The sequence below is a fragment of the Sinomonas soli genome (assembly GCF_054782415.1).
On the sequence record NZ_BAAGSN010000004.1, the window covers coordinates 233,536 to 247,856 of the forward strand.

At 73.2% G+C, this 14,321-nt stretch carries 14 protein-coding genes; 10 read left to right on the plus strand and 4 right to left on the minus strand.

Going from position 1 to position 14,321, the window contains the following annotated elements; translation table 11 throughout:
* Nucleotides 1-20: 20 nt before the first annotated feature.
* A complete protein-coding gene (locus ACYVKZ_RS04460) occupies nt 21-1,367 on the minus strand; it encodes a glutamyl-tRNA reductase (protein WP_460990830.1) in 1,347 nt (448 codons plus the stop codon).
* Between the two features lie 108 nt (nt 1,368-1,475).
* Between ACYVKZ_RS04460 and hemE the strand changes: the two genes are divergently transcribed.
* The 9 genes from hemE to hemL all read left to right on the plus strand — a co-directional run bounded on the left by hemE (nt 1,476) and on the right by hemL (nt 11,457).
* Nucleotides 1,476-2,537, plus strand: a complete 1,062-nt coding sequence (gene hemE, locus ACYVKZ_RS04465) for a uroporphyrinogen decarboxylase (protein WP_307004012.1) — start codon at nt 1,476-1,478, stop codon at nt 2,535-2,537.
* Nucleotides 2,537-4,075, plus strand: a complete 1,539-nt coding sequence (gene hemG, locus ACYVKZ_RS04470; RefSeq protein ID WP_460990832.1) for a protoporphyrinogen oxidase — start codon at nt 2,537-2,539, stop codon at nt 4,073-4,075. Before hemE ends, hemG begins: the two co-directional genes overlap by 1 nt.
* A gap of 72 nt (nt 4,076-4,147) precedes the next feature.
* Entirely contained in the window at nt 4,148-4,864 is a 717-nt protein-coding gene (gene hemQ, locus ACYVKZ_RS04475) for a hydrogen peroxide-dependent heme synthase (RefSeq protein ID WP_460990834.1), read from the plus strand.
* 26 nt (nt 4,865-4,890) lie between these two features.
* Entirely contained in the window at nt 4,891-6,105 is a 1,215-nt protein-coding gene (locus ACYVKZ_RS04480) for a ferrochelatase (protein WP_460990967.1), read from the plus strand.
* Nucleotide 6,106: 1 nt separating this feature from the next.
* Nucleotides 6,107-7,093, plus strand: a complete 987-nt coding sequence (gene hemC / locus ACYVKZ_RS04485; protein WP_460990836.1) for a hydroxymethylbilane synthase — start codon at nt 6,107-6,109, stop codon at nt 7,091-7,093.
* Nucleotides 7,093-7,986, plus strand: a complete 894-nt coding sequence (locus ACYVKZ_RS04490; RefSeq protein WP_460990838.1) for a uroporphyrinogen-III synthase — start codon at nt 7,093-7,095, stop codon at nt 7,984-7,986. Before hemC ends, ACYVKZ_RS04490 begins: the two co-directional genes overlap by 1 nt.
* A gap of 17 nt (nt 7,987-8,003) precedes the next feature.
* Nucleotides 8,004-8,984 (plus strand): porphobilinogen synthase, encoded by a 981-nt coding sequence (hemB, locus tag ACYVKZ_RS04495; protein WP_307004003.1) that lies wholly within the window; start codon nt 8,004-8,006, stop codon nt 8,982-8,984.
* A gap of 39 nt (nt 8,985-9,023) precedes the next feature.
* Nucleotides 9,024-10,073, plus strand: coding sequence for an LLM class flavin-dependent oxidoreductase (locus ACYVKZ_RS04500; RefSeq protein ID WP_460990840.1), 1,050 nt, complete (start codon nt 9,024-9,026; stop codon nt 10,071-10,073).
* 70 nt (nt 10,074-10,143) lie between these two features.
* A complete protein-coding gene (gene hemL / locus ACYVKZ_RS04505) occupies nt 10,144-11,457 on the plus strand; it encodes a glutamate-1-semialdehyde 2,1-aminomutase (protein WP_460990842.1) in 1,314 nt (437 codons plus the stop codon).
* A gap of 14 nt (nt 11,458-11,471) precedes the next feature.
* Here hemL and ACYVKZ_RS04510 read toward each other — a convergent pair whose 3' ends face one another.
* Nucleotides 11,472-12,152: a LysE family translocator gene (locus tag ACYVKZ_RS04510; protein ID WP_460990844.1), complete on the minus strand. Its 681-nt coding sequence runs from the start codon at nt 12,150-12,152 to the stop codon at nt 11,472-11,474.
* Nucleotides 12,153-12,233: 81 nt separating this feature from the next.
* On the opposite strand from ACYVKZ_RS04510, the gene ACYVKZ_RS04515 reads away from it, so the two are divergent.
* A complete protein-coding gene (locus ACYVKZ_RS04515; protein WP_307003995.1) occupies nt 12,234-12,689 on the plus strand; it encodes an Lrp/AsnC family transcriptional regulator in 456 nt (151 codons plus the stop codon).
* A gap of 107 nt (nt 12,690-12,796) precedes the next feature.
* On the opposite strand, the gene ACYVKZ_RS04520 is transcribed toward ACYVKZ_RS04515, so the two are convergent.
* Both ACYVKZ_RS04520 and ACYVKZ_RS04525 read right to left on the minus strand, forming a co-directional pair.
* The gene (locus ACYVKZ_RS04520; RefSeq protein ID WP_460990847.1) at nt 12,797-13,534 is read right to left on the minus strand and encodes an amino acid ABC transporter ATP-binding protein; all 738 of its coding nucleotides are present in this window, start codon (nt 13,532-13,534) and stop codon (nt 12,797-12,799) included.
* Nucleotides 13,531-14,307 carry an amino acid ABC transporter permease gene (locus tag ACYVKZ_RS04525; RefSeq protein ID WP_460990849.1) on the minus strand — a complete coding sequence of 259 codons (777 nt, stop codon included), beginning with the start codon at nt 14,305-14,307 and terminating at the stop codon, nt 13,531-13,533. Before ACYVKZ_RS04525 ends, ACYVKZ_RS04520 begins: the two co-directional genes overlap by 4 nt.
* Nucleotides 14,308-14,321: the final 14 nt, after the last annotated feature.

A 14,321-nucleotide genomic window follows, 5' to 3' on the forward strand; every position in this document is an offset into this window, starting at 1 on the left:
GGCGTCCCGGGGGATGCGGCTCAGACGGCGCGGGTGTGGTCCACGGGGCAGTCGGCGTCGGCGGACAGGGCACCCGCGGTCCGGCCGGCCGCCTGGGCCGGGGCCACCATCCCCGGGATCGCCACGCTGATGCCGTAGAGCGCCTCGAGCGCCGCGAGGTACTCGCTCTCGCGGCCCTCCGCGGCGAGCTGCTTGGCCCGGACGGTCGGGGTATGGAGGAGCTGCTTGACCATGCGGCGCATCGCGAACTCGACCTCCTCGGCAGCCGCCGTGCAGCCATGGCGCGCGCGCACCTTCTCGATCTCGGCGTCGAGCACCGCCATCGTGTGGCGGCGCAGGGCCACGATCGCCGCGTCGGCCTGCCGGGCCTGGCGCTCGGCCTCGAAGTCCGAGGCTGCAGCGGAGACGATCGCGCTGGCCTGGGCCAGGGACTCGGCCTGCTCCTCGGGCGCCGCGAGACGGACGGACTCGAGCGTGATCAGCTCCACGCCGTCGAGCGTGCCCACGCCCGGGTCGAAGTCGTGGGTGAGCGCGAGGTCGATCACGATGAGCTGCTGCGGCGAGTCGTCGCGGATGGCCGCGAGCTCGACGGCCTCCATGGGGTTGTCCGAGCCGCTGCAGCCGATGAGCACATCCGCCTCCGCGATGGCCTGCGGGAGGCCGCTCGCGCTCACGGCGACGCCGCCGCGGGCCGCCGCGAACTCGCGGGCGCGGCCCGACGAGGAGTAGACCGACACTTGGGCGACGCCGCGCTCCTTCAGCAGGGCCATGGTGGCCCCGGCGTAGGCGCCGGTGCCGAAGAGCACCGCCTTCTTGCCGTCCCAGGCGCGCTCCTCGGCGAGGTCCTCGGCGAGGTCGAGCGCGACGGAGACGATGGACAGGCCACGGCTGCCGAGAGCCGTCTGGGTGCCGACCTCCTTGGCCGTCTTGGAGGCATTCTGGAACAGGCGCACGAGGGCGGGGCTGGCCGTTCCCTGTTCCTGGGCCGAGATGAGGGCACGGCGGACCTGGCCGGCGATCTCGCGCTCGCCCACCACCGCGGAATCGAGGCCGGAGCTGACGGAGAAGAGGTGGCGGGTGACATCGCGCCCGTGGGCGAGGGCGAACGCCCGGGACACGCGGTCCTCGGCGATGCCGCTGCGCGTGCTGATCTCAGAGATGATCGCCGACCGCGCAGCCTCGACGTCGTCATGGCTCGCCGCCTCGGCGTAGATCTCGTAGCGGTTGCAGGTAGCCAGCACCACGGCGCCCTCGAGGGCGGGGGAGGAGGCAGCGCCTGCGGCCACGGCGGTAGCGCCGGTGCTCAATTGGGCAACGGTCTCAAGGTCGGTGTCGGCGTGAGTCGCCGTGAGGGAGAAAACAACCACAGCCCTGCCATCATAGCTTTTCGCTCGGGTGTAGAAAACGTAGCCTGCACCACACTCCTGTGACAGCGTGTCGCCAAGGGGCTTGGAGGCGTTTGAGAGAATCGGCCCATGACACTCAGCCCAGACCACCCGCTCAAGGACGGACGGACGGCGCAGTCGCCGCTCATCACGGCATACCGCGGGGGCCGGCCGAGCCGGAAGCCCGTCTGGTTCATGCGCCAGGCCGGCCGCTCGCTGCCCGAGTACCGCAAGGCCCGCGAGGGCGTGGGCATGCTCGAGTCCTGCCTGCGGCCCGAGCTCGCTGCCGAGATCACGCTCCAGCCCGTGCGCCGGCACGACGTCGACGCCGGGATCTTCTTCTCGGACATCGTCATCCCCCTCAAGCTCGCCGGCGTGGACGTGGACATCGTTCCCGGCGTGGGGCCCGTCCTCGCACACCCCGTCCGCACCGAGGCGGACGTGGCCGCCCTCCCGCGGCTCACCGACGCGGCGCTCGAGCCGATCCGCGAGGCCGTCCGCCTCACCGTGGACGAGCTCGGCACCACGCCGCTGATCGGCTTCGCGGGTGCACCCTTCACCGTCGCTGCCTACATGGTCGAGGGGCGCCCGTCGCGGGACCACCTCGGGCCCCGCACCATGATGCACGGGGATCCAGGAACGTGGGCCGCGCTCATGGCGTGGACCGCGGACGCCTCCGGACGCTTCCTGCGGGCCCAGATCGAGGCCGGCGCCTCGGCGGGGCAGCTGTTCGACTCCTGGGCGGGCTCGCTCGGACTCGAGGACTACCGCCGCTTCGTCGCGCCGTACTCCTCCCAGGCGCTCGACCAGGTGCGCGACCTCGGTGCGCCCCTCGTCCACTTCGGCACCGGCACTTCCGAGCTGCTCGGCGCGATGTACGAGGTGGGCGTCGACGTGGTCGGCGTCGACTACCGGCTGCCGCTGCACGAGGCCAACCGCCGGCTCGGCGGCCGCGTGGTGCTCCAGGGCAACATCGACCCCGCGCTGCTGGCCGCGCCGTGGAACACCCTCGAGGCACACGTGCGCGAGGTCGTGAAGGGAGGGGCCTCGGCCCCCGGCCACGTGGTCAACCTCGGCCACGGCGTCCCCCCGGAGACGGACCCCGACGTCCTGACCCGCGTGGTCGAGCTCGTCCACTCGATCACCTACTGATGTCCGGCAGCGGCGGTCCCGGCGGCGGCACCACCTCCTCGCCCCGGGCCCTCGTGGCCGGGGGCGGCATCTCCGGCCTCGTGGCCGCGCTCGAGCTGCGGCGCGCGGGCCTCGAGGTGACCGTGCTCGAGGCGAGCGGCCGCTGGGGAGGCTGCATCGGGGCGCACGAGGTGGCCGGCCTGACGCTGGACAGCGGGGCGGAGTCCTTCGCCACGCGCACCGACGCCGTCCGCACCCTCGTCCAGGAGATCGGGCTCGGCGACGACATCGTGCCGCCGCACCCCGCCGGCGCGTGGGTCCTGCTGCCGGACGGTCCGAGCGAACTGCCCAAGACCGGTGTCCTCGGCATCCCCGCGAACCCCTGGGACCCGGAGGTCCGCCGGGCGCTGGGGCTTCCGGGATCCGTGCGCGCCTCGCTGGACCGCTGGCTGCCTGTAGGCGGGCAGGCCCGGCAGGTGAGCGTGGCCGACCTCGTGCGGGCCAGGATGGGCCGTCGCGTCCTCGACCGGCTCGTGGCCCCCGTGGTGGGCGGCGTCCACTCCGCGGACCCGGCGATGCTCGACGCCGACATGGTCGCCCCGGGCCTCCGCCGCCTCATGGCCGAGAAGGGTTCCTTGGCCGCCGCGGTCGCGGCCCAGCGCGGAGCATCCCGCGGGCAGAAGGCCGGCTCCGCGGTCGCGGGGGTCAGCGGAGGCCTCCACCGGGTGGTCCAGGCACTCATGCAGAGGCTCGAGGCCGACGGTGTCCGCCTCGTCCTCGGCCAGCGCGTGGACCGGCTGGAGCGCTCCGCGGGCGACGACGGCGCGCCGCGGTGGCGCGTGGGCGCTGTCGCCCCGGCGGCCGAGGGCCCGGAGGACGTGCCCGCACGTCCCGAGCAGCTCTACGAGGCGGACGTGGTGGTGGTCGCGCTCGGTGGCCCGGCGGCCGTCGAGCTCCTCTCCGACGTCGTCCCGGCCCTCGCGGGGCACGAGCCAGTGCCCGGGCCCGAGGTCAAGCTCGTCACGCTCGTCCTCGACTGCCCCGCGCTCGACGCGCGGCCGCGCGGCACCGGGGTGCTCGTGGCGCCGCAGGTGCCGGGCATCGGGGCCAAGGCCCTGACCCACGCGACCGCCAAGTGGGACTGGCTGTCGGCGCGGGCGGGGGAGGGGACGCACGTGGTGCGCCTTTCCTACGGCCGCGCCGGGGACCCGCCTGCGCGGATGGCCGAGGCGGGGGCCGATCCCGAGACCGACGACGAGCTGTTCGCCGCGGCCGTGCAGGACGCGTCGGCGCTCCTGGGCGTGGCGATCTCCCCGGACGACGTCCTCGGCTGGGACGTGGTGCGGTGGGAGGGCGCGCTCCCGTTCGCCACCGTGGGCCACCGCGACCGGGTGGCGGCCATCCGGAGCCTCGTCGCCGCCCAGCCCGGGCTTGCGGTGGTGGGGGGATGGGCCGCCGGGAACGGCCTCGCCGCGGTGGTCCCCGACGCGCGGGCCCAGGCCATCGCGATCGCCGCCGCCGTGGAGTCCACTGATCCGGAACAACGCCCGTCCGTGTGACTTTCATCACTTCTACACCCTGTAGAACATCTGAATTCGATTTGGTCCGCCCGAAGGAGCACACTGGTCACCATGAGCCACACATCCGTCGAATCTGTCACCAAAGCCGCCGGCGAGGGTGACGCTGCAGAGCAGCAGTTCTTCACCCTCTGGACCGTGTTCCGCCGCGTCCCGGGCGCTGGCGCCCCCGCCGGAAGCGCCGTGACCGAGTTCGAGTCGCTCGTGGCACGCCTCGCGTCCGCCGGCGTGACCGTCCGCGGCACCTACGACGTCTCCGCGATGCGCGCCGACGCCGACATCATGGTGTGGCTCCATGGCCCCCAGCCCGAGGCGCTCCAGCAGGGTGTCCGCGACATCCGCCGCAGCGAGCTCTTCGACGGCACCGAGATCGCGTGGTCCGCGATGGGCGTGCACCGCGAGGCCGAGTTCGCCAAGGGGCACACCCCCGCGTTCTCCCGCGGGGTCGAGCCGAGCACGTGGCTGACCGTGTACCCGTTCGTCCGCTCCTACGAGTGGTACCTGCTCCCCGCCGACGAGCGTGCCCGCATGCTCCGCGACCACGGCATGCTCGGCCGCGACTTCCCGCAGGTCCTGTCCAACACCGTCTCCGCCTTCGCGCTCGGCGACTGGGAGTGGCTGCTCGCCCTCGAGGCCCCCGAGCTCGTGGACCTCGTCGACATGATGCGCCACCTGCGCTACACCGACGCCCGCAACCACGTCCGCGAAGAGGTGCCGTTCTACACGGGCCGCCGCATCTCCGCGGCCGAGATCGCGGAGGTGCTCGCGTGAGCACCGAGCCCGCCGCGGCGCTCGAGATCGCGGTCGACGGCGCCGCCGCACCGCTCGTAGCCAGCACCGCAGTCAACCCCGTCACCGAGGCCGGCCGGGCCGTCCCCGCCGAGTACGACGCCATCCTGCTGGCCTCCTTCGGCGGCCCCGAGGGCCAGGACGACGTCATCCCGTTCCTGCGCAACGTCACGCGCGGGCGCGGCATCCCGGACGAGCGCCTCGAGGAGGTCAGCCACCACTACCGCGCCTTCGGCGGCATCAGCCCGATCAACGCCCAGAACCGCGAGCTCAAGGCGGCGCTCGAGGCCGAGCTGGCCGCCCAGGGGATCGACGTGCCGGTGTACTGGGGCAACCGCAACTGGGACCCGTACATCCCGCAGACGCTCCAGGAGATCTACGACGCCGGGCACCGCAAGGTCCTCATGCTCACCACGAGCGTCTACTCGTGCTACTCGAGCTGCCGGCAGTACCGCGAGGACATCGGCGTGGCGCTGACGGAGACCGGCCTCGCCGGCCGCCTCCGGGTCGACAAGATCCGCCAGTACTTCGACCACCCCGGCTTCGTGGCTCCGTTCGTCGAGGGCACGGCGGCCGGGCTCCAGCAGGTGCGCGAGGCCCTCGGCGCCGCAGACGGCTCGCGCGACGGCGAGATCCGCGTGCTGTTCTCCACGCACTCCATCCCGACCCGCGACGCCGAGGCAGCCGGCCGGTCCGAGGGCGAGCCGCGCACGTTCGAGGGGGGCTCGGCCTACGTGGCCCAGCACCTCGCCAACGCCCGGGCGGTCATGGCTGCCGTCGGTGCCCCGGACGTGAAGTGGGACCTCGTCTACCAGTCCCGCTCCGGCGCGCCGCACATCCCGTGGCTCGAGCCGGACATCAACGACCACATCAACGCGATCGCCGCGGGCCAGGACGGCGCCCCCGCGGCCAAGGGCATCGTGATCGTCCCCCTCGGGTTCGTGAGCGACCACATGGAGGTCGCCTGGGACCTCGACACCGAGGCGCTCGAGACCTGCACCGAGCTCGGCATCGAGGCCGTCCGCGTCCCGACCCCGGGCGTGCACCGGGACTTCGTGGCCGGGCTCGTGGAACTCCTCCGCGAGCGGATGGCCCAGGGCACCGTGGCAGACCGTCCGCATGTGAGCGACCTCGGACCCTGGTACGACGTATGCCGGCCCGGCTGCTGCGCGAACTTCCGCGCGGACAAGCCGGTCATCGCCGAAGAGGGCGCGGGAATCTGACATGCCGGTCCGCATCGGAACCCGCGGGAGCGCGCTGGCCCTGACCCAGTCGCAGCAGACCGCGGACCTGCTCGCTGCGGTGGGCGGCTTCTCCACAGAGCTCGTGCGCATCCGCACCGAGGGCGACGTCAAGACGGGCTCGCTCGCCTCGCTCGGCGGGACGGGCGTGTTCGTGACGGCCCTGCGCGAGGCGCTCCTCGGCGAGCGCTGCGACGTCGCCATCCACTCGCTCAAGGACCTCCCGACCACGGGCGAGCCCGGGCTCTCCGTCGCGGCGATCCCCGTCCGCGCCGATGCACGCGACGTGCTGTGCGCGCGCGACGGCCTCACGCTCGACCGGCTCCCGGCCGGGTCGAAGGTCGGTACCGGGTCGCCGCGCCGCGCCGCCCAGCTGCGCGCGCTGCGCCCGGATCTCGAGGTCCTCGACATCCGCGGCAACGTGGACACGCGCCTCGGCCGCGTCCCGGGCCTCCCCGGGAATGCGCCCGACGCGCCGGGCGATCTCGACGCGGTCGTCCTCGCCGCGGCCGGCCTCGCACGGCTCGGCCGCACGGAGGTGGTGACGGAGTACTTCGAGCCCGACACCATGCTGCCCGCGCCCGGCCAAGGGGCCCTCGCGGTCGAGTGCCGGACCACGGATGCGCCCGAGCGCCCGGCCCACGGGGGCGCCGCGACCGCGGAAGGGGTGCTCGCCCAGGCGCTCGCCGCGATCGACGACGCCGACACCCGCCTCGCCGTGACCGCGGAACGCGCGCTCCTGGCCCGTCTCGAGGCCGGCTGCGCGGCCCCGGTCGGTGCGTTCGCGCGCCGCAAGGGCAGCATGCTGCACCTCGACGCGATCGTCTGCGCGGTGGACGGCACCAAGTCCCTGCGGCTGGCCCGCGCCACGGACGGACTCACCGAGGTTGGGGCGACGCTGCTCGGCGTCGAGCTCGCGGAACAGCTGCTCGAGCAGGGCGCCGCGGAGTTCGCGGGCCTGGGCGCCTGATGGCGCCGGAGGGAGCGGCCGGGCCGGCGCTCGCCGGTCGCCGGGTGCTGCTGACCCGCAGCCCCGACCGGGCCGGGGCCATGGTGCGCGCGCTGGCCCGGGCCGGCGCCGAGCCGCTCCTGCTCCCCGTCATCGACTTCGAGCGCGCTGACGATCCCGCCGCCCTCGCCTCGGCCCTCGACGGGCTCGGGGCCGGGGAGTACGGCTGGCTCGTCATCTCGAGCATCACCACGGTGCGGGCGCTCAAGGAGGCCGCGGCCGCCCGCGGCACCACGCTCGCGCAGCTCGTCCCGGGCACGGTGCGGGTCGCGACCATCGGGCCCAGCTCCCGCCGCGTCCTCGAGGCCGAGGGGCTCCGCGTGGACCTCGCTCCCACCGGGAAGCAGTCCGCCGAGGGGCTCGTGGAGCTCTGGCCCCGGCACGGCGACGGTGCAGGGGCCGGCGCCGGGCGGGTCCTCATTCCGCAGAGCAACCTCGCCGCGCCCACGCTCGCCGAGGGCGTCGCAGCCCAGGGGTGGCCGGTGGAGACCGTCACCGCCTACCGGACCGTCGACTATCCCGCCGATCCTGACCGGCGCCTCATCGCGGTGCTGGCGGCGGCCGCCAGCGAAGGCGGCGGGGCCGCCGAGGAGGCGCCCGGCGTCGTCCTCACCCCCCACGAAGCCAACGGCGAGCTCGCCGCGGGCCGGATCGACGCCGTCGTCGCCGCCTCACCGAGCGCCGCCAGGAGGATCCACGAGACGCTGCGCCCGCTCGATGCGGTCCAGCTCATCGCGATCGGCGAGCCGACCGCCGCAGAACTGCGCGCCCTCGGCCTCGCCGTCGGCGCGACCGCCGCGACCCCCACCCCGGAGGGGATCGCCGAGGCCGTGGCGCGCTCGCTGTTCCGCTGACCCACGAAGGAGACACCATGGGCTTCCCGACCCACCGCCCGCGCCGACTGCGCCAGACCCCGGCCCTGCGCCGGCTCGTCGCGGAGACGCGCCTGCACCCCGCCGAGCTCATCCTCCCCGCCTTCGTCCGCGAGGGCCTCTCCGAGCCGTCGCCGATCCAGGCCATGCCCGGCGTCGTCCAGCACACCATGGACTCGCTGCGGCGCGCCGCCGCCGAGGCGGCCGAGCTCGGCCTCGGCGGCATCATGCTCTTCGGCGTGCCCGAGGAGCGCGACGCCGAGGGCTCCGCGTCCCTCGACCCCGACGGCGTGCTCAACGCCGGGATCCGCGCCGTCCGCGAGGAGGTGGGCGACTCGCTCGTGGTGATGAGCGACGTGTGCCTGGACGAGTTCACCGACCACGGCCACTGCGGCGTCCTCGACTCCGAGGGCCGGGTGGACAACGACGCGACGCTCGAGATCTACGGCCGCATGGCCGTGGCCCAGGCCGAGGCCGGAGCCCACGTCCTCGGCCCCTCCGGCATGATGGACGGCCAGGTCGGCGTGATCCGGCAGGCGCTCGACGCCGCCGGCCGGCAGGACGTGGCGATCCTCGCCTACGCTGCCAAGTACGCCTCCCCGTTCTACGGACCCTTCCGCGAGGCCGTGGACTCCCAGCTCAAGGGCGACCGCCGCACCTACCAGATGGACGCCGCGAACCGCCGCGAGGCGCTCCTCGAGGTCGAACTGGACCTCGAGGAGGGCGCCGACATGCTCATGGTGAAGCCCGCCATGAGCTACCTCGACATCCTGGCCGACGTCGCGGCCATGAGCCCCGTGCCCGTGGCCGCGTACCAGATCTCGGGGGAGTACTCCATGATCGAGGCGGCCGCCGCCAACGGCTGGATCGACCGGCGCTCCTCGATCCTCGAGTCCGTCCTCGGCATCCGCCGCGCCGGCGCGAACATGGTGCTCACCTACTGGGCTCCCGAGATCGCCGGCTGGCTCAAGGACTCCTGAGCCGGGAATGGACGGGGCACCCCGGGAGTTTGAATGCATATGCATGGAACCAGTGAGAAGCCTCCCGTCCTCCTCGGCCTGAACACCTTCGGCGACGTGGGCCTCGGGCCCGACGGCGCCCCGAAGCCCGAGGCCCAGGTGATCCGGGAGGTCGTCGAGGAGGGAGTCCTCGCCGACCAGGTCGGCCTGCACTCCTTCGACGTCGGGGAGCACCACCGCAAGGACTTCGCAGTCTCCGCGCCCGAGGTGGTCCTCTCCGCGATCGCGGCGAAGACCGAGAACGTGCGCCTCGGCTCCGCCGTCACGGTGCTCTCCTCCGACGACCCCGTCCGCGTCTTCCAGCGCTTCGCCACGCTCGACGCCGTCTCCTCCGGCCGCGCCGAGGCGATCCTCGGCCGCGGCTCCTTCATCGAGTCCTTCCCGCTCTTCGGGTTCGACCTCGAGGACTACGAGACGCTCTTCGAGGAGAAGCTCGAGCTCTTCGACCGCGTCCGCTCGCAGAAGCCCGTCCGCTGGGAGGGCCGCCACCGCGGGCCCATCAACGGGCTCACGGCCTACCCGCACGTCGAGGAGGGGCTCCTGCCCGTGTGGATCGGGGTGGGCGGCACCCCGCAGTCCGTGGTGCGCGCCGCGCACTACGGCTACCCCGTGAGCTTCGCGATCATCGGCGGCGAGCCGGCACGGTTCGCCCCGTACGTGGAGCTCTACAAGCGATCCCTCGAGAAGTTCGGCAAGCCGTACACCATGCTCGCCACCCATTCGCCGGGCCACATCGCGGACACCGACGAGCAGGCCCGCGAGGAGCTCTTCCCCCACTGGCTCGCGATGCGCAACCGGCTGGGCGAGGAGCGCGGCTGGGGCCCCGGGAGCCGCACCGAGTTCAATGCGCAGGCCTCCCGCCCCGGCGCGCTCTACGTCGGCTCTCCCGAGACGGTGGCCCGCAAGATCGCGGACACCCACCGCGCCCTCGGCACCGAGCGCTTCGACCTGAAGTACTCCAACGGCACCCTCCCGCACGCGGCCATGATGAAGAGCATCGAGCTCTACGGCACCAAGGTGGCCCCCCTCGTGGCCGACATGCTCGCCTAGGTGCCGCACCCCACCCCGGCGGGCGGCCGGCGTCGGGCGGGACGGGGTCCGCGGATGGAAGAATAGGGGCATGACCACCTCCGAGGACCTCTTCGCCCGCGCCCGCTCGCTCATGCCCGGAGGGGTGAACTCGCCCGTGCGCGCGTTCGGCTCGGTGGGCGGCACGCCCCGGTTCCTGGTCTCCGCCCAGGGCGCGTACGTGCACGACGCCGAGGGGCGCGACTACGTGGACCTCGTGTGCTCGTGGGGTCCCGCGCTCCTCGGCCACGCCGTGCCCGAGGTCCTCGCGGCGGTGCACGCCGCCGTCGACCGCGGCCTGTCCTTCGGCGCCTCGACGCCGGACGAGGCCGCGCTCGCCGAGCTCGTGATCGGGCGTGTCCCGGCGGTCGAGCGCCTGCGCATGGTCTCGACCGGCACCGAGGCGACGATGACCGCCATCCGCCTCGCCCGTGGCTTCACCCACCGGGACCTCATCGTGAAGTTCGCCGGCTGCTACCACGGCCACGTCGACTCGCTGCTGGCCGCCGCCGGGTCGGGCCTGGCCACGCTCGCCCTTCCCGGCTCCGCCGGCGTCACCGCCGCGACCGCAGCCGAGACGCTCGTCCTGCCGTACAACGACCTCGCCGCCGTGGAGGCCGCGTTCGCCGAGCACGGGCCCCGGATCGCCGCCGTCATCACCGAGTCCGCCCCGGCCAACATGGGCGTCGTCGCGCCGGGGGAGGGCTTCAACGAGGGCCTGCGCCGCATCACTGCCGAGCACGGCGCCCTGCTCATCGTGGACGAGGTGCTCACCGGGTTCCGCGTCGGGCCCGCCGGCTACTGGGGCCTCACGGGTCAGCGCGAGGGCTGGGCGCCGGACCTCTTCACGTTCGGCAAGGTGATCGGCGGCGGCATGCCGGTCGCGGCCCTCGGCGGCCGCGCCGAGATCATGGAGTACCTCGCCCCGCTCGGTCCCGTCTACCAGGCCGGGACCCTGTCCGGGAACCCGGTGGCCATGGCCGCCGGCGTGGCGACGCTCTCCCTGGCCACCGACGCCGTCTACGCCCACGTGGACGCCCGCTCGGCCGAGCTGTCCGGGGCCGTCGCCTCGGCCCTGTCCGCCGAGGGGGTGGACCACTCGATCCAGCGGGCGGGCAGCCTGTTCTCGGTCGCCTTCGGGACGTCCGAGCGGGGCGTGCACAACTACGCCGACGCCCAGACGCAGGAGGCCTTCCGCTACGGTCCGTTCTTCCACTCGATGCTGGACTCCGGGGTGTACCTGCCCCCGAGCGTCTTCGAGGCGTGGTTCCTCTCCGCCGCCCATGACGACGCCGCGATGAACCGCATCTGCGACGCCCTCCCGGCCGCCGCCAAGGCAGCGGCGGCCGCCCTGCCCGGCGCGTAGGCGCCCGCGCGGCGCTAGGCGAGCGCGGGGCCCACGAGTGCCAGAGCCTGCTCCGCCAGCAGGACCCCGCCGATGCCGAGCATGAGCACCCCGCTGACGAGGGTGACGGCCTGGGCACGGCGCGGCTTGGCGGCGAGGAGCCGCCGCGCGGCCACGGCGACGAGGCTGTAGACCACCACCGTGAACGCGAGGTGGGTCAGCCCCATCGCCGTGGTCTGCGCGACCACCGGCAGGGCCGAATCCGTCCGGATGAACTGCGGCATGATCGCCGCGAACAGCAGCAGGGCCTTGGGGTTGATCCCGCTCGTCCCCAGCCCCTTGAGGAAGTCGAGTGCGGGCCGGCCCGGCTGCACGGCCCCCTCGAGGCTCTCCCCGGAGGGCAGGACCGTCCCGGCGGCCGCGGTGAAGCCGGCGCGGCGCCACCCGCGCGCGGTGGCTGCCCCGAGCCACAGCAGGTAGACGGCGCCCGCCGCGGAGAGCCAGGCGACCAGGTCGGGCCGTGCGGCGAGCAGCACGCCGAGGCCGGTCGCGACGAGGGCCGTGTGCACCACGTAGCCCGCGCAGAGCCCGGCGACCGAGGGCACCGCTGAGCGCGCGCGGAGGCCGGCCGCGATCGTGTAGGCCCAGTCGGCGCCGGGCGTGAGGGCCAGCGTGAGGGAGATGCCGGCGAAGCCGAGGAGGGGGCTCAAGTCCATGGCGCAAGACTACGGAGATCCCTGCGCGAAGTGCTCACCGCTTCGTGGCCTCGGAAGCGGCATCCGGGATAGATTCTTACGGTGATCGATGCACTCGACAGAAGTATCTTGCGCACCCTCCAGCGAGACGGGCGGATGACCGCCACGGCGCTCGCCGCCGAGGTGGGCCTCACGGTCGCTCCGTGCCATCGCCGCCTCAAGGACCTTGAACAGTCCGGCGTGATCCGCGGGTACCGCGCGGAGGTGGATCCGGCCAAGGTCGGGCTCGGATTCGGCGCCATGGTGTTCGTGACGCTGCGGGAGACCTCGCGGGAGGCGATCCGGGCGTTCGAGGACGCCGTGGTCGCCGAACCGCAGATCATCGAGGGCTACCGCCTCTTCGGGGACCCCGACTTCCTCCTCCGGTGCGTCGCCGAGGACCTCCCGGCGTACCAGCGGCTCTACGACGAGCATCTGGCCGCGCTGCCGGGGGTCGCGAAGCTCACCTCGACCATCGTGATGCGCGACCTCAAGGGCGCCGGCGGCCTGCCGCTCTAGGCCCGGCCGCACCTGGCACGCTGCCGCCACCACGGACGACGGCGGGGTCCCCGCCTGAGTGGGGACCCCGCCGTCGTGCGTTGTGCTGCTGCAGCTGCGCCCAGCCGTCAGAGGACGTCGCTGAGGAAGCGCTTGAGCCGATCGGTCTGCGGATCGTCGAAGATCTTCTCCGGCGCGCCGGACTCGACCGCGACACCGCCGTCCATGAACATCACGGTGTCCGAGACGTTGCGCGAGAAGCCCATCTCGTGGGTCACCACGACCATGGTCATCCCGCCCTGGGCGAGGTCGGCCATGAGGGCGAGGATGCCCTTGACGAGCTCCGGGTCGAGGGCCGAGGTCGCCTCGTCGAAGAACATGACCTCGGGCTTCATCGCGAGCGCACGGGCGATCGCGACGCGCTGCTGCTGGCCGCCCGAGAGCGTGGCCGGCCGCACGTCGGCCTTGTGCCTGAGCCCGACGAGGTCGAGCTGCGTCAGGGCCTCCTCGCGGGCCTGGTCCTTCGGCAGCCCGCGGAGCTTCCGCAGGGCGAAGGCGACGTTCTCGCCGACGCTCTTGTGCGGGAAGAGGTTGAACTGCTGGAAGACCATGCCGATGCGGCGGCGGAGCTCGTCCGGGTTGTCCTTCAGGACGGAGCGGCCGTCGAGGAGGATGTCCCCGGCGTCCGGCTCGATGAGCCGGTTCATGACCCGGAGGAGGGTCGACTTGCCGGATCCGGAGGGGCCGATGACCGACGCCGTGGTCCCGGCAGGGACGTCGAGGTCGATGCCGCGGAGCACCCGGTTGCTGCCGAAGGCGAGGTGGATGCCCTTCGCCTCGAGGGATCCTGAGGAAAACGTGCTCATGCCTGGGCTCCCTTCCCGACGACGGCGGCGGCCTCGTCCGGTTCGGCGCGCTCGGCGCGGTTCTTCGCCCGGCCCGTGCGCAGGCGGGCATCGATCCAGTTCACCAGGTGCGTGAGCGGGATCGTCATGACGAGGTAGAAGATCGCAGCCGCGACGTAGCCGGAGAGGTTGCCCGTGCGGGCCGCCTCGTCCTGGCCGATCTGGAACAGCTCGCGCTCGGAGGAGAGCAGCCCGAGGGTGAACACGAGCGAGGAGTCCTTGATGAGCGCGATGAACTGGTTCACGAGGGCAGGCAGCACCCGGCGGACGCCCTGCGGGACGACGATGAGGCGCATCGACGGCCCGTACGCGAAGCCGAGGGCCCGGGCCGCCTCGAGCTGGCCCTTCTCGACGCTCTGGATGCCCGAGCGGAAGATCTCGCCGATGTAGGCGGCGGAGATGAGCGACAGCGCCGCGACGCCCATGGGATACGGGCTCGTGATGCCCGTGAGCTCGCGCACGATCGGGCCGAACCCGAGGCCGATCGCAAGGATGGTGAGGATCGCCGGGAGTCCACGGAACACGTCCGTGTACACCCGGGCGATCCACCGCGCCACCGGATTGCGGGCGATGCCCATCAGGGCGAGCAGCATCCCGAGAACTGTGCCGATGATCCCCGACGAGAGGGCCAGCACGAGCGTGTTCGGCAGGCCCACAGTGAAGAGCGAGGGCAGGACCTCGCCGATGACTGTCCAGTTGAAGAAGGTGTCGCCGAGATTGGCCAGGTAATCCATGTGGCTCCTGTCTG